20 protein-coding genes and 1 pseudogene are annotated in these 19,723 nt (G+C 31.5%); 15 read left to right on the top strand and 6 right to left on the bottom strand.

All coding sequences use genetic code 11. The features are described 5' to 3' along the window. From AB8B90_RS13720 to AB8B90_RS13710, 3 genes are all read right to left on the bottom strand, one after another. Positions 1–995 (bottom strand): aminotransferase class V-fold PLP-dependent enzyme (locus tag AB8B90_RS13720; RefSeq protein WP_405338013.1); only part of this gene is annotated, 995 nt, incomplete at its 3' end. 33 nt (positions 996–1,028) lie between these two features. Further along, complete coding sequence (glmM, locus tag AB8B90_RS13715; RefSeq protein ID WP_405338010.1) at positions 1,029–2,417, bottom strand: phosphoglucosamine mutase; 1,389 nt, start codon at positions 2,415–2,417, stop codon at positions 1,029–1,031. Next, complete coding sequence (locus AB8B90_RS13710; RefSeq protein ID WP_405338007.1) at positions 2,417–3,484, bottom strand: acyltransferase family protein; 1,068 nt, start codon at positions 3,482–3,484, stop codon at positions 2,417–2,419. The genes glmM and AB8B90_RS13710 overlap by 1 nt, the downstream gene beginning before the upstream one ends. Positions 3,485–3,524: 40 nt before the next feature. Between AB8B90_RS13710 and AB8B90_RS13705 the strand changes: the two genes are divergently transcribed. The 9 genes from AB8B90_RS13705 to AB8B90_RS13665 all read left to right on the top strand — a co-directional run bounded on the left by AB8B90_RS13705 (position 3,525) and on the right by AB8B90_RS13665 (position 11,630). Continuing rightward, a complete protein-coding gene (locus AB8B90_RS13705) occupies positions 3,525–4,127 on the top strand; it encodes an ACP phosphodiesterase (RefSeq protein WP_405338004.1) in 603 nt (200 codons plus the stop codon). After that, positions 4,124–5,827, top strand: a complete 1,704-nt coding sequence (gene ggt / locus AB8B90_RS13700) for a gamma-glutamyltransferase (RefSeq protein WP_405338001.1) — start codon at positions 4,124–4,126, stop codon at positions 5,825–5,827. Before AB8B90_RS13705 ends, ggt begins: the two co-directional genes overlap by 4 nt. Before the next feature lie 63 nt (positions 5,828–5,890). Continuing rightward, on the top strand, positions 5,891–6,427 hold the full coding sequence (locus AB8B90_RS13695) for a DinB family protein (RefSeq protein ID WP_405337998.1): 537 nt from the start codon (positions 5,891–5,893) through the stop codon (positions 6,425–6,427). Positions 6,428–6,473: 46 nt separating this feature from the next. Further along, positions 6,474–6,833: a hypothetical protein gene (locus tag AB8B90_RS13690; protein ID WP_405337995.1), complete on the top strand. Its 360-nt coding sequence runs from the start codon at positions 6,474–6,476 to the stop codon at positions 6,831–6,833. Positions 6,834–6,859: 26 nt separating this feature from the next. Then, on the top strand, positions 6,860–7,411 hold the full coding sequence (locus AB8B90_RS13685; protein WP_405337992.1) for a GNAT family N-acetyltransferase: 552 nt from the start codon (positions 6,860–6,862) through the stop codon (positions 7,409–7,411). Positions 7,412–7,558: 147 nt separating this feature from the next. Then, complete coding sequence (locus AB8B90_RS13680) at positions 7,559–9,010, top strand: MBOAT family O-acyltransferase (protein ID WP_405337989.1); 1,452 nt, start codon at positions 7,559–7,561, stop codon at positions 9,008–9,010. Positions 9,011–9,012: 2 nt separating this feature from the next. After that, the gene (locus tag AB8B90_RS13675; protein ID WP_405337986.1) at positions 9,013–9,975 is read left to right on the top strand and encodes a hypothetical protein; all 963 of its coding nucleotides are present in this window, start codon (positions 9,013–9,015) and stop codon (positions 9,973–9,975) included. A 19-nt stretch (positions 9,976–9,994) separates the two neighbouring features. Then, positions 9,995–10,894 (top strand): RimK family alpha-L-glutamate ligase, encoded by a 900-nt coding sequence (locus AB8B90_RS13670; protein WP_405337983.1) that lies wholly within the window; start codon positions 9,995–9,997, stop codon positions 10,892–10,894. Between the two features lie 7 nt (positions 10,895–10,901). Beyond that, the gene (locus AB8B90_RS13665; RefSeq protein ID WP_405337980.1) at positions 10,902–11,630 is read left to right on the top strand and encodes a hypothetical protein; all 729 of its coding nucleotides are present in this window, start codon (positions 10,902–10,904) and stop codon (positions 11,628–11,630) included. A gap of 20 nt (positions 11,631–11,650) precedes the next feature. Here the strand turns inward: AB8B90_RS13665 and AB8B90_RS13660 are convergent, their stop codons facing one another. The 3 genes from AB8B90_RS13660 to AB8B90_RS13650 form a co-directional block, all read right to left on the bottom strand. Next, positions 11,651–12,169 (bottom strand): hypothetical protein, encoded by a 519-nt coding sequence (locus AB8B90_RS13660; RefSeq protein WP_405337977.1) that lies wholly within the window; start codon positions 12,167–12,169, stop codon positions 11,651–11,653. Between the two features lie 65 nt (positions 12,170–12,234). Beyond that, positions 12,235–13,467 (bottom strand): glycosyltransferase, encoded by a 1,233-nt coding sequence (locus tag AB8B90_RS13655; protein WP_405337974.1) that lies wholly within the window; start codon positions 13,465–13,467, stop codon positions 12,235–12,237. Positions 13,468–13,481: 14 nt separating this feature from the next. Further along, entirely contained in the window at positions 13,482–13,952 is a 471-nt protein-coding gene (locus AB8B90_RS13650; RefSeq protein WP_405337971.1) for a heme-binding domain-containing protein, read from the bottom strand. A 40-nt stretch (positions 13,953–13,992) separates the two neighbouring features. Here AB8B90_RS13650 and AB8B90_RS13645 point away from each other — a divergent pair, with 40 nt between their 5' ends. The 6 genes and pseudogenes from AB8B90_RS13645 to AB8B90_RS13620 all read left to right on the top strand — a co-directional run. Then, positions 13,993–14,556: an adenylosuccinate lyase gene (locus AB8B90_RS13645; protein ID WP_405338016.1), complete on the top strand. Its 564-nt coding sequence runs from the start codon at positions 13,993–13,995 to the stop codon at positions 14,554–14,556. A 37-nt stretch (positions 14,557–14,593) separates the two neighbouring features. Then, positions 14,594–15,610, top strand: coding sequence for a COX15/CtaA family protein (locus AB8B90_RS13640; RefSeq protein WP_405337968.1), 1,017 nt, complete (start codon positions 14,594–14,596; stop codon positions 15,608–15,610). Positions 15,611–15,624: 14 nt separating this feature from the next. Then, entirely contained in the window at positions 15,625–16,140 is a 516-nt protein-coding gene (locus tag AB8B90_RS13635) for an IS1096 element passenger TnpR family protein (protein WP_405337965.1), read from the top strand. A gap of 114 nt (positions 16,141–16,254) precedes the next feature. Continuing rightward, entirely contained in the window at positions 16,255–17,151 is an 897-nt protein-coding gene (locus tag AB8B90_RS13630) for an ABC transporter ATP-binding protein (RefSeq protein ID WP_405337962.1), read from the top strand. Between the two features lie 49 nt (positions 17,152–17,200). Then, positions 17,201–18,025 carry an ABC transporter permease gene (locus AB8B90_RS13625; RefSeq protein WP_405337959.1) on the top strand — a complete coding sequence of 275 codons (825 nt, stop codon included), beginning with the start codon at positions 17,201–17,203 and terminating at the stop codon, positions 18,023–18,025. 141 nt (positions 18,026–18,166) lie between these two features. Beyond that, positions 18,167–19,723, top strand: a pseudogene (locus tag AB8B90_RS13620) (CUB protein); the annotation flags it as partial.

Here is a 19,723-nt window from a genome sequence, read left to right as displayed (position 1 = left end):
TCAATTCCCATCTGTTCTTTGAGCCTAATCGCTAAAGCTGTTTTTATCGTTTGTAGAAACCCAGGTGTTCCACCATCTTCACGATCTTCAATATTATCAATATACTTATGTTCTCCCCAAGGATTGGTCCAACTTACTGTTCCTCCTCCAGGACAATCAGGAATCATATTATGGTATAACTTTTTATTAAATACCAAAACTCCTGAAGTTCCAGGTCCACCTAAAAACTTGTGAGGTGAAAAGAAAATCGCATCTAATGCTTGATCTTCATTTTCAGGATGCATATCAATATCTACATAAGGTGCAGAACATGCAAAATCTACAAAGCAAACACCACCATGTTTGTGCATCAATTCAGCAACTTTATGGTGAGGTGTTTGGATACCTGTTACATTAGAACCTCCGACAATTGAAGCGATTTTTAATGTACAATCTTTATATTTTTCAAGAAGAGTTTCTAGATTTTTTAAGCAGAAGAGTCCGTCGCTATCTGGAGGAATCACTTCAACTTTAGCAATTGTTTCTAACCAAGACGTTTGATTAGAATGATGTTCCATATGAGATATAAATACAACTGGACGAATCTCATCTGGTATATTTGCATATTTCTGAAGGTTTTCTGGAACCTTTAATCCCAAAATACGTTGGAATTTATTCACAACACCTGTCATTCCATTACCACAAACGATTAATGCATCTTGATCATTACAATTGACATGATCTTTAATGATGTGTTTTGCTTCATGATATGCTTTTGTCATAGCTGTACCAGAAACTGTTGTTTCAGTATGTGTATTGGCTACGTAGGGTCCAAACTCATTACAAATTTTTTCTTCGATTGGTCTGTACAACCGTCCGGAAGCAGTCCAATCGGTATAAATTATTTTTTTCTTTCCGTAAGGTGAATCAAATTCTTGATCAATTCCAATAATATGTTGTCTGAATTGTTGAAAATACGCTTCAAGTTTAGAAATTGAATGTGTTTTAGTTTCCATTGACATCATAATAGGTTTATTCCTAGAAAGATACTAAATATTTGCGACAGCTTTAATTTCAGATATGATTTTATCAGCTAAAGTATCTGCTGCATCTTGTGAAGGTGCTTCAGTGTAAATACGAATAATAGGTTCTGTATTACTTTTTCTAAGATGTACCCAAGAGTCAGAGAAATCAATTTTAACACCATCAATGGTTGTTAAGTTCTCATGAGCATAATTAGATTCCATGGTACTTAATATTCCATCAACATCTAATCCTGGTGTTAATTGAATCTTCTTTTTACTCATATAATAATTAGGATATGATGCTCTCAGGTCACTCACATTCATTTTCCTTTCTGCTAAAAGACTTAAAAACAAAGCAACACCAACCAAAGCATCGCGACCATAATGTAATTCAGGATATATTATACCTCCGTTACCTTCTCCACCAATTATAGCATTGTTTTTTTTCATTAGGTTTACGACATTCACTTCACCTACAGCACTAGCTTCGTAAGTTCCACCATGTTTTTCAGTCACGTCTCTAAGTGCTCTTGTAGAACTCATATTACTAACTGTATTTCCTTTTGTTTTACTTAATACATAATCTGCACAAGCCACTAAAGTATACTCTTCGCCAAACATCTCTCCTTTTTCGTCCATAAAGGCTAATCGGTCAACATCTGGATCGACAACAATACCAAAGTCAGCATTCTCTTTAACAACTGCTTTAGATAAATCGGTTAAATGTTCTTTAAGTGGTTCTGGATTATGAGGGAAGTGTCCGTTTGGATCACAAAACAACTTCACTGGATGAACACCTAAACGTTCTAATAATAAAGGAATAGCTATTCCTCCTGTAGAATTAACACCATCAACAACTACTTTAAATTTAGCGTTTTTAATAGCTTCAACATCTACAAGGTCCATATCTAAAACTTCATCAATATGTAAATCGATGTAAGCATCATTAATTGTTATTTTCCCTAAGCTATCTACATCAGCAAAAGACATGTCTGTTCCTTCAGCAATTTTTAGAATCTTCGCACCTTCTTCACCATTTAAGAATTCTCCTTTGTCATCTAATAATTTTAAAGCATTCCATTGTTTTGGATTATGACTAGCAGTTAAAATGATACCACCATCAGCATGTTCCATTGGCACTGCTACTTCAACAGTTGGTGTTGTTGACAATCCTAAATCAACTACATGAATTCCTAGCCCAATTAGAGTATTCATAACTAAATTTTGAATCATCTCTCCTGATATACGAGCATCACGACCAACTACAACTTTGTAGTTTTCTTTGTCACGTTGTTGTTTAATCCAAGTACCATAAGCAGATGCAAATTTCACAGCATCAATAGGTGTTAAATTATCACCTACATGACCTCCAATGGTCCCTCTTATTCCTGATATTGATTTTATAAGTGTCATTATCTAAATTTTGTTTTCAGTTTTAAAAAATAAGATTCATAATACTTGTATGACAAATGCGCCATAAGTATTGTGATTGCAAAAATCAGTATATTAATTAAAACTATCGTTATTGTATCATTAAAAATTTCTAGTGCTTGTATTTTCAACATGAAAAACACAACAATATTCATAGCTATTGCATGGAACATATATATACCATAAGAGATTTGTCCTAAATAGTTTAAAAGTTTATTCTGTATAGATTTTTCAAAATTATTATGAGATAACGTATGAATAAACAAACTAAACAATAGCATTGTGAATAGATTTCGCAACCAAGCATATTCAAATAAAAATACGTCTGTCACAAAATACAAGATGGTGGTAACAATAATTACTATAGGAATAGCCACAGAATATTTTAAAAATTCTAAATACTTTTTTTCTTCTAAAATTGCAATAAGTCCACCAGCAAATAAAAAATAGTAAACAAAACTAAAACGCTTCAATATATAAAACATATCCAAATGATATATTACGAAGTAGCTTATGGTGAATAAAAAAATTATGAGCAAAACCCTTTGTCTTCGAACAAAAAATAAAAGTGGTGCGATTATTAAATAAAACTGTTCTTCAATACCTATGGACCAAAGAATTTCAAGAATTCCTCCAGGTTTGAGCAAGATTGCAAAAATATTTGGAAGAAAAAACACTGTTAAAGCAATACCTTCACCTAAGTTATAGTTATTCTCAAAAGGAATATTTAATGCAGGTAAAACAATCCAGTAAAACAAAAATCCAAAGATGACAATTAAATAATATAATGGAAAAATGCGCAGAATTCGCCTGACATAAAACTTCCTAATAGAAAATGAATTTTGCTGTTTTTTTTTGTAAATAATTCTAATAATTAAAAAACCACTGAGTACAAAAAACATATAAACTGCCTGTGTGCCTCTATTAAAAATAGGTGCATCTAAAAAATATGGAAGACCCTGGTTTCTAGACAACTGAGGAATATGAAAAATCATAACCAAAGTTGCTAGAATAAAACGTAAAGGATCTAAATTTGGTAATCTTTGCAAGTATCTATATTTTGAACTCAAAAATACATATATTAATTGAATGAATTTTCTAGCTCATATTTACCTTTCTGGAGACCATAAAATGATTACTATTGGCAACTTTGTAGCAGATGCCATAAGAGGAAACAAATACAAATTGCTTTCTCCAGAGCTTCAAGTTGGTATTAAATTACATCGTCACATTGACACATTTACAGATGCACATCCTATTGTTAGACAAAGCACTAAAAGATTGCATTCAAATTACAGTCACTATAGTGGTGTTATTGTAGATATTTTATACGATCATTTTTTAGCTAAAAATTGGACAAAGTATTCTGATATTCCTTTAAATGATTATATCGATAATTTTTATGAATGTTTAGAGGAGCATTTTGATATTCTACCAGAACGTTTTCAAAAACTAATGCCATATATGATCGCTGACAATTGGTTGTTGAGCTATTCAGAAATTGATGGTATACAACGTGTCTTAAATGGAATGAACAAACGAACAAAAAATAAATCTGGAATGAACCTAGCAACCAATGAATTAAAAGAGTTCTATTCTGAATTTGAAACTGAATTTACTCTGTTTTTTGAAGAATTAATTGTGACTTCAAACACAAAACGTGAAGAGCTCATAAAAGCCTATAATTTATGATTAAGAAGCTTACCATACTATTTTTATTTCTATGTCTAGTTGCATGTAAAAAAGAACAGACAAAAACAAAAAACTCTATAGAAAAACGAGGAATAACCACTGAAAATGCTATGGTTGTTACTGCAAGAAAAGAAGCCTCACAAATTGGGAGTGATATCTTAAAAAAAGGTGGAAATGCATTTGATGCTATGTTCGCCACAGAAATGGCATTGGCAGTCGTATATCCGTATGCTGGAAATTTAGGAGGTGGAGGATTCATGGTTTACAGATTAGCAGATGGTGAAACTGGAGCCCTAGACTATAGAGAAAAAGCACCATTAGCTGCGAAAAAAAACATGTATTTGGATGCTGATAAAAATGTAATTAAAGACATGAGTTCTATTGGTGTTCATTCGGTCGGTGTACCAGGAACTATCGCTGGTATTTTTGCTGCTCATGAAAAATTTGGGTCACTTCCCGTTAAAGATCTGATGCAACCTGTAATTGAACTCGCACAAAAAGGGTTTGCTATTACTGAAAAGCAATACGAAAAACTACATCATTATGACAGTATAATGAGAGTTGTAAATGGGAAAGACATTTTGTTTACTAAAAATATTAAAGCAAAAGACACTATAAAAAATACTTCACTAGCCGAAACTTTAAAACGTATTTCTAATCACGGAAAAGATGAATTTTATAAAGGTGAAACAGCAAAGCAGCTAATACGTTTTTTAAAAGAAAAAGGAACAATTATGACGCTTGAAGATTTAGAACGTTATGAAGCAAAATGGAGAAAACCTATAAAATTTCAATACAAAGATTATAATATTATTTCAATGTCTCCTCCTTCAAGTGGAGGATTGTGTTTGGCTCAAATTATGAAAATGATGGAACCCTTTGATTTAAAATCTTTTGGACATAATTCCCTAAAAAGTATTCAAGTTATGGTTGAAGCTGAACGTCGTGCTTATGCAGATAGAAGCTACTTTTTAGGAGATCCAGATTTTGTAGACATACCAATTAAAGACTTAATAAGCGATGTCTATTTAAATGAACGAATGTCAAATTTTTCATTTGATACACCTACAGCTTCAATAGATATAAGTCATGGAGAAGTATTGGGTTATGAAAGTGAAGAAACGACCCACTACTCTATTATTGACACCTTTGGTAATGCTGTTTCAGTAACTACAACTTTAAATAGTGGTTATGGATCAAAATTGTATGTGGATAATCTTGGATTCTTTCTGAATAATGAAATGGATGACTTTAGTAGCAAGCCAGGAACACCAAATATTTATGGATTAATTGGTGGTGAAGCTAATAGTATTGCTCCTGAAAAACGTATGCTTAGTGCTATGACTCCTACAATCGTTGAAAAAGATGGTGAACTATTTATGGTATTAGGAACTCCTGGAGGCTCTACCATTATAACTTCAGTATTACAAGTCATCTTAAATGTAGTAGAATTTGAAATGACCATGCAAGAAGCTGTTGATGCGCCTCGTTTGCACCATCAATGGCTTCCTGATCGTATTCGAATGGAAGTCGATTTGTTTTCTGAAGAATTAAAACAACAACTCAAAACTAAAGGCTATGACATTAATGAAGCTTCTGCACCTATTACTGCTAGAGTTGAAGCGATATTAGTTTTAGACAATGGTAAACTTGAAGGTGGAGCAGATTACAGAGGTGACGATACTGCTATTGGATTTTGAGAATTTATTATGAATAAAAATAATGTAAAACAAGTACCTTTATAAAACTCAATATTTAATCTAATGTATAAAATTTCAATCTTCTTAATTTTAATTCTAACTGCTTCTTTTTCAAGTTATTCACAAGAAAATGAATTTATTAAAGACTATATAGAGCGATTAGATAACTCTCGTAACTATTTAATTATAGTTGCTGAAACAATGCCTGAAGATAAATATGGTTTTAAGGCTTCACCTGAATCATTATCTTTTGCTGAAAATTTAATGCATATAGGTTTCGCGATGGATTGGCATAGCCAATCTTTATTGGGTGGACGTGAATCTAGAGATTGGAATACTGACACAGAATTTAAAGTGACTAATAAGTCAAAAAAAGAAATGATTTCTAAAATCAACCAAACTTTTGATGAAACCATAAAACTGATTAACCAATTTGATGTTTCCAAACTAAATGACAAGATGGATTATTTTGAATTAAAAAGATCCAAACGTCAAATACTCTTATTACTTACAGATCACATAACTCATCACAGAGGACAAATGTTAGTTTATATGAGACTTAATGGACTCGTTCCTCCAAGATACGTGTTATATCAATAAATAAAAAAACTGATTCAAAAATGTCTAATTTAAATGAATAATAAGAGTGAAGAAACTTAGCACTTTAATGATAGTAATGATGTTTTCATTTCAATTGAAAGCTCAAAATTATGATTTACCTCCAAACCCTGAAGCTGGTAAGTGTTATGAAAGATGCTTCGATTACGATAAAAGGTTTGAATGGAAAGAAATAGACTGTGAAAAAGAAAAAAGTAAACAGAAAGCAATAACCAAAGCGGAACTTATTAAATGTGAACGACAGAAAATTAAGATGACAAAATATCAAGAAAAGCTTAAAAGACTTGGGTACGATGTTGATATCACTGGAGTTGCAGATAATAAAACAATTATTGCGCATCATAAATTCTTAAAAAAGAAAAAAAGACAAGAAAGAAAAAAGCGTTAAACTACACTTAAAAACAATTCAAAACCTTGAAAACAAATTATCTTTTCACCTCTGAACGACTCGGTTTTCGAAACTGGAATAAAACTGATTTATCAGAATTTGCAAACATAAATTCAGATTTGGAAGTAATGGAATATTTTCCAAAACCATTAACGAAAAAAGAAACTTCCGATTTTATTGATAGACTTCAAAAGCATTATGACACGCATGGTTATAATTACTTTGCTACTGAGATTTTAGAAACTGGAGAGCTCATTGGTTTTATAGGACTAGCATATCAAGAGTATCAAACCAAATTTACACCAGCTACAGATATTGGATGGCGATTAAAACCTAGTTCTTGGGGAAATGGCTATGCAACTGAAGGAGCAAAAAGGTGTCTTAAATTTGCTTTTGAAGATTTGAATATAAAGCATATCATTTCAGTCTTTACAGAAAAAAATACCAAGTCTGAAAACATCATGAAAAAAATTGGAATGAAAAAAGTTGGAGCTTTTAATCATCCGAAATTAAGTGAATATCCAGAATTTGAAAAATGTATTTGCTATGAAATAAAAAAAAGTAATTGGAAATCTTGATGCAAATAATTAAGTGAAAATATTGTCAGTAATGATTATGTTTTAAAATCCTATCGTATTTGTTTAGTGGTTAATTTCTTTTTATTAATTTTACTTTTTGGTTTATAAATCAAAGAAATACAAATATTGAAAAGAACAAAAACATAGATGCTTTTTAACTCCATAGACTTTGCAATCTTCTTGCCTATAGTTTTTTTCTTATACTGGTTTGTTGCTAATAAAAATCTAAAACTTCAAAATTTCTTAATTGTACTGGCAAGCTATACATTTTACGGCTGGTGGGATTGGCGATTTTTATCACTAATATTATTCAGTACTATAATTGATTATTCGATAGGTAGAAAGTTACAATCTGAAAAAAAAGCACGCAATAGAAAATTATTACTTTGGACGAGTATTCTAGTAAATTTAGGCTTCTTAGGTTTTTTTAAATATTATAATTTCTTTCTCGATAATTTTATTACTGCTTTTTCTTTCTTCGGAACAGAAATACAAGCAAGTTCATTAAATATAATTTTACCTGTAGGAATTAGTTTTTACACCTTCCAAACATTGAGTTATACCATAGATGTTTACAAAGAAAAACTAGAACCAACAAAGAATTTTATTGCATTTTCTGCATTTGTGAGTTTCTTTCCACAACTTGTGGCCGGACCAATTGAAAGAGCAACAAATTTATTACCTCAGTTTTACAAAAAGCGTACTTTCGAATACAACAAAGCAGTAGATGGTTTAAGACAAATATTATGGGGACTTTTTAAAAAAATTGTAATTGCAGATAATTCTGCTCAAATAGCAAATGAAATTTTCAATAATTCGGCAGATTACTCAGGAAGTACACTTGTTTTAGGAGCCTTGTTTTTTACATTTCAAATTTATGGAGATTTTTCAGGGTATTCTGATATAGCCATAGGAACCTCAAGGCTTTTTGGATTTAATTTGAAACAGAATTTTGCTTTTCCATATTTTTCAAGAGACATCGCAGAATTTTGGAGACGATGGCACATGTCGTTATCGACATGGTTTAGAGATTACCTATATATACCCTTGGGAGGAAGTCGAGGTGGTACGTGGTTTAAAGTGAGAAATACATTTATAATTTTCATTGTTAGTGGATTTTGGCATGGTGCTAATTGGACCTTTATAGTTTGGGGTGCTTTAAATGCGATCTATTTCCTGCCTTTGTTATTACTTAAAAAGAACAGAATTAATACAAACAATGTTGCAGAAAATAAACGTTTACCTTCAGTTAGAGAGTTTATGCAAATAGGAACAACTTTTACTATTACAGTTTTTGCATGGGTATTCTTTAGAGCGGAAAATATCAGTCATGCATTTGCATATTTATCAACTATTTTTTCGAAATCTTTATTTAGTTTTCCAGATGTAACTATCTCTAAATTATACATCCTCCAAGTCGTAATCATGATCATCTTATTTATTACTGTTGAATGGAATGGTAGAACATCAAAACATGCTCTGGAAAAGATCGGATTAGATTGGAATAAATTTTATCGTCTTTCATTATATTTCAGTATTATTCTGTTCATAATTATGTTTTTAGGCAAAGAGCAACAATTTATATATTTTCAATTTTAACTATGAAGAGGTTTCTAAAAAAAATAGCTAAAGTGCTTTTTACCTTCTTTCTTGGGTTAATCGCTTTTGTTTTTATTGTTCACTTTACAATGAAACAGACGGCTGAATTTAGTATTTCTGAAAACTACAACTATTTGATTTTAGGTCATTCACATCCCGAATGTGCATTTAATGACAGTTTAATACCAAATTTTAAAAACCTTTCTAATTCAGGAGAATCATACTTTTATACTTATCATAAAGTAAAAGAGCTGATTCCAAAAAATAATATCGATGCAATTTTTATTGAATATTCGAATAGTTTGATACGAAAGAATATGGATGAATGGATTTGGGGTTATGAAAAAATGAATGCCTATTTCCCATGGCACTCACCTTTTATGAAAAATGATGACATCTGGTACTTATACAAAAACAATCCTGATGACTTCACTAAGGTAGTCTCTACCTCTACTCGAAACAACTTTACTAGAATTATAAGTCTTGATTTTATTACTACTGATAAAAAATATGGTGGTTTTAATAAGTTAGAAGAAAGTAAAATCCCTGAATTACTCAAAGAGATTAATACTAATCCAACGAAAGCACAAGAAGAAGGAATATCAATAGCTAATTTAACTTACCTTGATAAAATCATTGAATATTGTAGGACTAATAATGTTAAAGTATATTTAGTTAGAAGTCCACAACATAAATATTTTCCTAGAGAAAATGAAGACGAATTATTCAAAATTAAAAATGAACAATTTGGAGATATAGATTTCTTAGATTTTGATAAATTCCCTTTAAAAGATAATCAGTTTGGAGATTTAGGTCATTTAAATTACAAAGGAGCTAATGTTTTTTCTTCATGGTTTAATAGCCTAATCGAAAACGGTTTATTATCAATTGATGACAAAAAAACATTAATTGAAAAGGAAATTGAAAACCTTACTAAAACTAATTCAAGTAGTGAGAATTTATAACCAATCTTAATAAAACACTATGTTAACATACGATTGTGTCATTCTAACAGATCAAAGATATCTTAACGATTCTAAAACTGATGCTTATAAGCATAATGTATATTATGAAGATCGTTTGGTATACCATGCGTTAGAAGAAATCGGACTCAAAACTTTACGCTTGGCTTGGGATGATATGTTTTTTGATTGGTCTTCGACAAAATCAGTGTTATTCAGAACGACTTGGGATTATTTTGATCGTTTTGATGAATTTTCAGTTTGGTTAGAAAACGTTTCCAAGCAAACTAAATTACTCAATTCTGAAACCATTATTCGTTGGAATATAGATAAACACTACCTGTTAGATTTACAGAAAAATGGTGTCCATATTGCAGAAAGTCATTTTATAGAACAAGGAGCTAAAGTCTCTTTAGATAAGTTACATCATATTTTAAACTGGAAAAACACCGTTTTAAAACCTTGTATTTCTGGCGCTGCAAGACATACCTACAAATTGAATGCTGATAATATGTCAAAGTATGAGGCCATATTTCAAGAGTTAATTGCTAATGAAGCTATGATGCTACAACCTTTTCAGAATAGTATTTTAGAGAAAGGCGAAATATCAATGATGGTGTTTAATGGAAAATTCACACATGCAATTCTTAAAAAAGCAAAAGCTGGTGATTTTAGAGTTCAAGACGATTTTGGCGGAACTGTTCACAACTACACTCCTACTAATCAGGAAATTGAATTTGCTGAAGCTGCAGTGAGAGCATGTATTGAATTACCAATTTATGCAAGAGTAGATATATTTGAAGATAATGAAGGTATTACTGCTCTTTCTGAATTAGAATTAATAGAACCAGAATTGTGGTTCAGACATCAACCTGAAGCAGCTAAATTACTTGCAGAAGCAGTATATCACAAATTGAAATAATAGAGATATGGCGAAGCAATCGAAACTAAAAAAAGTGTTTAAAATTATTGGTGGTCTCATTGTATTCTTCACCTTACCTACGCTGCTACTTTTTACATTTATGTATTTTAAATACAATGAAGATTTACCAACTGGTTCAGAAGGAAAAGATGCAGATATTTTAGCAACCAGAATGCTTAATACTTTAAATCATAATGCTTATAATGCCACAGATTATATTGAATTTACGTTTAAAAAACGTCATCACTATAAATGGAATAAAGCCGAAAACACTTGCGAAGTCTTTTGGAAAAATATTAAAGTAAATTTAGACTTATCGAATAGTGAATCATCAAAAGTGTATATCAATGACTCTGAGCATACAGCAGCTGACACTCAAAACTACATTCATAAAGCTAAAAATTACTTTAATAATGACACCTTTTGGTTAGTTGCTCCATACAAAGTATTTGATGATGGTGTCGAACGACGTATAGTAAAAACTGAAAACAATAAAGATGCGCTATTAGTCACATATACCTCTGGTGGATCCACACCAGGTGATTCATACCTGTGGCATTTTGACGATAGTGATAAACCAAAAAGTTTTCAAATGTGGGTCGATATTTTACCTATCAATGGACTAGAAGCTAGTTGGACTGATTGGACAACTACTGAAACTGATGCCCAACTCCCAACATTTCATAAATTACTGTTTCTCGGACTTGAGATTGAAAATATTAAAACATCAAAATAATTTCTTTCTAATTAAAGTATTTATTGCTTTGTATAGACCAAAACAACATCTTCTTCAGGATAAGAATAATCCATTCCATCATACATTTCAATTTGAAAGAAATTTTCAATAAAAACTGTCATTGTATTTCCTGAAATAGTACCAATAAAATCTGTACTACCGTTTTCAACAGTTATTGTATTTCCATTTCGTGTCCAAGTCGTCTCTTGATCAAAACCATTTAGACATTCATAGACATGACCATATTCAGTAGGACTAGTGATTTCAATGGTAATTGAAGTCAAAGCTGTTACAATATTAACTGTACCATCTTCTCTGAAATTTATAAAGTCATTGTCATAACAAGGTGTTTCTTCATAAAGATTTCTACTAGCTACACCATCATTATTAAAATCGAAAGAACTTTCTACACTTAATGTAGATAATAACCATACACCTTCGAGACTTACAGTATTATCATCATTACTATCATCATCTGAAGAACAAGCGTAGAAATTTAACACGAAAAACACCAAGATTAATTTAAAAATAACTTTCATAAGTTTTAATGATTTAAGATTATACTTAGTCATCGAAAGTATTATTAAATGTCATCAAAATAGTTTTATTTATTCTTCTCCTCGATCCACTTACTCATAAACTTTGTACTTTGTACTGTATGATGCTGAAGCATTTGTCCAATAAAATTTTCTTGTCGATGTAAATTTAAAATTGAAATTACATCTTTAATAAATTGATGAAAAACTGCATGAAAATCCGATGCCTGAAAACGAGAGTTTATAATATTAAAACCATTATCTTTAGTGTTATTCCATATCGCATTATTAGTATATAAAGCTACTGCTGAATTTACAAAATCAACTTCTTCATCTGCTATAAAGCCACTAGCTGGTAAATTACCAAACATACCTTCTGCAGCAACCGAACTCATAACACAAGGTGTTCCATTTTGCATAGCGTCTATCAATTTTCCTTTTAATCCTGCTCCAAATTGCAATGGTGCCAAACAGACTTTAGCGTGTTGCATAACTTCAGAAACATCTTCTGCATACCCTTTTACTAAAAACCCATTCTTTTTATTATGAAGTTGTATTACTTTTTCTGAAGCATATGAACCATAAACATGCAATTCGGCTTGAGGTATTTGCTTACGAATTAAAGGCCAAATATGCTGTTTTAAATATATTACAGATTGATAATTAGGTGGATGTAAAAAATTACCAATAGTTATAAAGTGTTCACGGCTTTCAAACTTTGGAAGTTTTTGAATGATATAATCGGTTATGGGCTCTAATAAAAAAGGTAAATAATATAAAATTGAAGGACTTATTTTAAAAACCTGAGTTAAAATTTCAATTTCAGCTTCAGAAATAATTAAACTCAAATCACATCTGTAGATACTTGCGATTTCACGCTTTGCGATCTCATTAAACAAATAAGAAGTATCAAATACTTGTTCAGCTTTAAAAGCTTGCTCTCTTCCTTTTCGCAAACAATGTAAATCTTCTGTATCTAGAACACGTAAGGCTTTAGGGCAAACATCTGCTACGCGCCAACCATATTGTTCTTCAGTCATAAAACGATCAAAAATCACAACATCTGGTTGTAATTCTGATATGAAACTATCAAAACTAGAATGATTTAATTCAATAGGTACTTGATCAACACCAAGAGCAGCTAAATCGAATGCATTTTCGGTTTTAGCACAAGCACTAACGAATGTAATCTGATAATTTTCAAATAGAAAACTAGAGATAAGCTGCATCATTCTGCTTCCCGCTGCAGAGCTATTAGGTTCTGGCCAAACGGAGCCAATGATGAGTAGTTTGTGTTTCACTTAACCTGTATATGTTATTCAGAAAGTTGAGAGACATAACCTTCTCTAACACCTTTCGCCCAGTCTATAACTGCTTTTATTTGATCATCTGATAAATTTGCTTCAGAGTGTGTCCATGTATAAGAATTTAATGGCATTTCTTTTTCTTCTACCATTTCAATTAATTCATCGAGTTTATGGTCTTTCTTTTTTATGCTATACTCATTCCATTTAGACACATTAAAATGACCTTTACCATGATCAACATGATCTGCTAACCAATAGTTAATTGGTGTAATAGAATTATACCATGGATACCGTGTTACGCTACTATGACAATCGAAACAAGTTTCAGTTAAAATGTCTTTGACTTCAGGAGAAGGTTTTGTTTCAGCTAAAAATGCTTCAATGGAAGCATAATCACCTTCATTCTTTTCTGGTCCAAAAAATTGTGCAATAATAAATACAACAAGTAATGCTAAAAGTATCTTTTTTATGAGTTTCATTTTGATTATTTTTGTAGTGCTTAAAAGTACAAAAAAAGGTTTGACAACAGAACAACTTTATAACGAATTGAATTACGTCAACCATTCGCGAGAAAAACGTCTCTACTATGCTAATTTAGTAATCTCGCAACCTAACCTCATTCCTGAATTATTAAATATATTATTCAAAGTTGATGACAAAATATCATGTCGTGCGGCTTGGGTATTTGAATTCATGTGTGGTGAGAATATAGAAGCAGTTATTCCTCATTTAGATAGGTTTACTGAACACATACAAAAAGTACACTTAGATTCAGCTGTTAGACCAGTTGCAAAAGTTTGTGAATATCTAGTCAAAGCTTATTATTCAAAAATTGACAATGCCGTTAAAACAGCTTTAACTTCAATACATAAAGAACGTATTGTTGAAGCATGTTTTGATTGGATGATCAATGACGAGAAAATTGCACCAAAGGCGTATTCTATGAATTCTTTGTACTTGTTAGGACAAGATATTGATTGGATTCATCCTGAATTAAAGATTATTTTGGAAAGAGATTATCAAATGCAGAGCTCTGGTTTTAAAGCAAGAGCAAGACATATTTTAAAAAAAATAAAAACATAAATCAAATGATTTATGGAATTGCTATAGAGAAAAGATTATGAAAAAGGACAACAAAAAAGTCATTTATTGGCTGCTAACTGGCTGTGTACTCATTTTTATCATGGTTATTGTAGGTGGTATTACTAGACTAACACATTCTGGTTTATCAATTTCAAATTATAAATTAATATCTGGTACCATTCCTCCTATGAATGAGATAGAATGGCAAGAAGCATTTGACTTGTATAAGCAATATCCCGAATATCAAAAACTAAATACACATTTTGATCTTCAAGATTTTAAAGATATCTATTTCTGGGAATGGATTCATAGAGTCATAGGTCGGTTTATTGGTGTAGTGTTTATAATCCCATTTTTATATTTTTTAGCCAAAAAACAATTATCAAAACCTACAATTAAAAAATCAATCATACTACTCTGTTTAGGTGGCTTTCAAGGTTTTTTGGGCTGGTATATGGTAAAAAGTGGTTTGGTTGACAATCCAGATGTTAGTCATAACAGATTAGCCATGCATTTAACAACTGCATTTATAACCTTTGCTTATACGTTTTGGGTTGCATTAGATCTAATATTTCCAAACAAAAAAGACATCGATAAAGGTGTAAGAAATGTGATACGATTTGGATTAGGAATATTGATACTTCAAATTATTTATGGCGCTTTTGTTGCAGGATTAGATGCTGGTTTTATTCACAACCATTGGCCAATGATGAGCGAAGGGAAATTTATGCATGAAACTGTTTATATTGAACAAGATCCACTTTACAAGAATTTTATAGAAGGTAAAAGTGGTGTGCAATTTGTGCATAGAACTTTAGCGTATATTGTTGTAGCATCTATATTATTAATTTGGTATAGAGCAAAACAATTGATTCTTACTAACAATCAGTTGCATGGCATTAATGCTTTACTAATTATGGTTGCAGTTCAGTTTCTGCTAGGTGTATTAACTATAATTTATGCTGTTCCTGTTTGGCTAGGTGTTGTTCATCAAGTTGGTGCTTTTTTATTATTAACAGCAATGACATTTACTTTGCATCGTTTCAGTAAATAATTTACTTTTGCAACATGATTTACAGATTTAGAGTTATACTAGACAATGACACTGAAGAAGATGTGTTTCGCGATATAGAAATTCGTGAAACAGATTCACTAGAAGATTTGCATAATACCATTACTCAATCCTTTGGATTTGACGGTTTAGAAATGGCTTCTTTTTATATCAGTAATGATGAATGGGATCAAGGTGAAGAGATTTCGATGTTTGATGTTAGTGAAGGAAATTCACTTGTTAAATTAATGTCTGAAACTACTCTTAATAGCATTCTTAGTCAATCACAAACAAAATTGATTTATGTCTACGACTTTATGAGCATGTGGACATTTCTAGTAGAACTGGCGGAAATTGTTGAAGAAGCTGATGGTACAGATTACCCTAACCTCATGTTTGTTTATGGACAAATTCCTGACACAGCACCAGAAAAAACCTTTGAGGCTGAGAATTTTGATGATTTAGGTGATGGACTTGATGATGATAATATTGACGATTATGATGATTTAGACTTCGACGAAAACTGGAATTAAACTTCTAAAAAACATTTTATATAAAGACGACATTGTAACAAAACAAACACAGTGTCGTCTTACTTTTATAATCAACCTTTACTAAAGCCTTTTTAGTAAAAAAATCAATCAAATTTGGAATCAATTCTAACCATCAACAACCTTACCAAGAAATTTGGATATCTAACTGCTGTCAAAGATTTGTCATTTACTATTAATAAAGGAAATGTATATGGCATTTTAGGTCCCAACGGGAGTGGTAAATCTACCACACTTGGTATCGTTTTAAATGTAGTTAACAAAACTCAAGGAGATTTTCATTGGTTTGATGGTAATACATCAACTCATGATGCACTAAAAAAAGTAGGAGCTATTATAGAGCGCCCAAACTTTTATCCCTATATGACCGCAGAACAAAATCTAAAACTAGTTTGTAGAATAAAAGATGTCGATCAAAGTAAAATTAGAGAAAAACTGGAGGTAGTTGGCTTATTAGATCGTAAAGATCATAAATTTAAAACGTATTCATTAGGAATGAAACAACGCTTAGCAATTGCTTCTGCATTGCTTAACGATCCAGAAATTTTAATTCTTGATGAACCAACTAATGGATTAGATCCTCAAGGCATACACCAAATAAGAGCCATTATAAAAGAAATTGCGAGTCAAGGTACCACTATACTCTTAGCCTCGCACCTCTTAGATGAAGTTGAAAAAGTATGTACTCATGTAGTCGTGTTACGTAAAGGTGAAAAATTGTATTCTGGGCGTGTAGATGAGATGATTTCTAGTCATGGCTTTTTTGAATTAAAATCCGAAAAGCATAATGAATTAGTTGAACTTCTTGAAAGTAATGATTCTTTTGGAAAGATTAAAGTTGAAGAAGAATTAATCACTGCTTTTTTAAATCAGCCAATGGATTCACCTGCTTTTAATAAACTTATGTTTGAAAAAGGCATTGTGCTATCACATTTAGTAAAACGTAAAGAAAGTTTAGAAGAACAATTTTTACAACTTACAGATAATAACTAATCATCAATCAATCGCTACTGAATTAATTTCAGAATAAAACCAACCCATCATGTTAAGATTATTAAAATTAGAATTACAAAAACTATTACTCAACAGAGCGAGTAAAGTTTTAATATTCATTTCGTTCGTATTGCCTTTTTTCGTCATTATATTATCGTCTTTACGAATTGACTTTTTTGGTTTTTTTACACTAGAATTAGGACATTACGGCCTTTTTAATTTTCCTATTGTATGGCATATTACAACCTTTTTTGCTTCACAGTTTAAGTTCTTTTTTGCCATTGTTGTTGTAAGTATGATTGGTAATGAATACAGTAACAAAACCATAAAACAAAACCTTATAGATGGTCTAAGTAAAAAGGAATTTATACTCTCAAAGTTTTACACTATTGTGTTCTTTTCTGCCATTGCAACTTTCTTGATTTTTATTATTTGCTTATGTATTGGCTTATACTATTCAAGTATAAATGAAGTAAGTTTAATTTTCAGAGAAACTGAATTTCTATTAGCATATTTCTTAAAATTAGTTGGTTTTTTTAGCTTGTGTTTATTTTTAGGAATGTTAGTAAAGCGTTCTGCTTTTGCACTCGCTTTTCTATTCGTCTTATATATTTTAGAATGGATAATTTTTGGAATTCTTACATGGCAGATAAATGTGGACATTGCTGAGAAAATTCAAAATTTCTTTCCACTAAAATCTATGTATAAACTAATTGATCAACCCTTTCAAAGAATAGCCATTTCTAAAGCGCCAAACGGACAAGAATTCTTGTACGATTTTGCTGTGCATTGGTATGAAATTGCAATAGTTTTAGGTTGGACTGCTCTTTTTATCTTTTTGTCTTATAGATTATTGAAAAAGAGGGATTTGTAATAGCTTTATATTTTCAGACTATCTTATTGACTCTAATTTTTATGTTAAAGTTCTACTGATTATCAAATTTTACGTAGTAATTTTAGCCTAAAAGCTGTTATATTATTGATAGCTGATGAAGTAAATTGCTACTACTATACAATGAAAAGAAAACCCTATCTGTTTTTTATTATACTGCTATGCAGTTTATTTTCCTACGCACAACAGGAGGCCTCTTATTGGTATTTTGGTCAGAATGCTGGATTACGTTTTGATTCTGGATCAGGAACTGTAACAGCCGTAACTGATGGTCAGATTAATACGCTAGAAGGCTGTACCTCTATCTCAGACACAAATGGTAATTTATTGTTTTATTCTGATGGATTAACAATATGGAATGCTAATCATCAGCCTATGCCAAATGCTAACGAATTATTTGGTACTGGCCTTAAAGGTGATGACTCAAGTACATCTTCAGGTCTAATAGTTCCCAAACCACAAGACCCAGATTTATATTACATTTTTACAGTAGATGAACCTCATCACGATAATACCTCTGCTTTTCCAGGTAATTCTGCTAATGATGGAGAAAATGACGGATTGACGTATTCGTTAGTGGATATAACTCTAGATGGAGGATTAGGAGATGTAGAACCAACAGAAAAAAATATTCCACTAATTACCTATGATCCTAGTGATCAACTTCAAGTTGAATACAAATGCTCTGAAAAGATCACAGCTGTTAAAGCTGATGATTGTACCTCATTTTGGGTGATTAGTCATTTTATAGACAAATTTTATGCATTTAAAATAACAGAAACTGGTGTAGAAACAACTCCAGTAATATCTACCGTTGGACCGATAGTAGATGTTTCAGGGTATCGCAGAAACGCACTTGGTTACTTAAAAGCATCTCCCGACGGATCTAAATTAGCGGTAGCTCATTTTGGATTTGCTACAATTCCATCTGAGGATGCTCCTGGTGGTGTTTATTTATTCGATTTTGATAACGACACAGGTATTGTTTCAAATTCAGTTGAGTTATATAGTCCACAAAATAATGATAGCCCTTATGGTGTTGAGTTTTCTGCTGAAAACAGAAAAGTATACGCTTCAATTAATAGTGGTCCTGCTGGAAATGCTTCGAGTAGCATTCTACAATGGGATTTGGAAGCAATAAATATTCCTGCGTCCCAACAAACTGTTCATACTTCAATTAATATAAGCGCTGGTGCTTTACAATTAGGTTTAGACAAAAGAATTTATAGAGCGCAATTTGATTTTACAAACGTTGGAGGCTCTGGACGTTTTATTGGCGTGATTCAGAATCCAGAAGCCGATGGAGCAGCCGCTGGTTATGATGAAAATGGTGTTTTATTAGATGTTAATGGTACACTTCAAAATAGAGGCCGAATTGGCTTACCTCCTTTTATTCAGTCGTTATTTAATTCTCAAATTGATATTATTCAAAATGGCATCAGTACAACCGAATTAAAACTCTGTACAGGAGATTCATACACACTTTTAGCTGAAGATATTCCTGGAGCAGATTATACGTGGATGAAAGATGGTTTACCTCTAACCGAAACTACATTTGAGCTATTTGTAGACACTCCAGGCTTTTATGAAGTTTTTGTAGAACAAAATAATGGCGAATGCCCAATTGAAGGTGAAGCTGTAGTTGGTATCTTTGATATACCAACAGCGACTCAACCCTCT

The organism is Psychroserpens sp. (assembly GCF_045105015.1).
In the GTDB taxonomy this organism is placed as follows: Bacteria; Bacteroidota; Bacteroidia; order Flavobacteriales; family Flavobacteriaceae; genus Psychroserpens.
The sequence above is the reverse complement of the archived record's forward strand: the minus strand, read 5'-3'. Positions and strand labels throughout refer to the sequence as shown.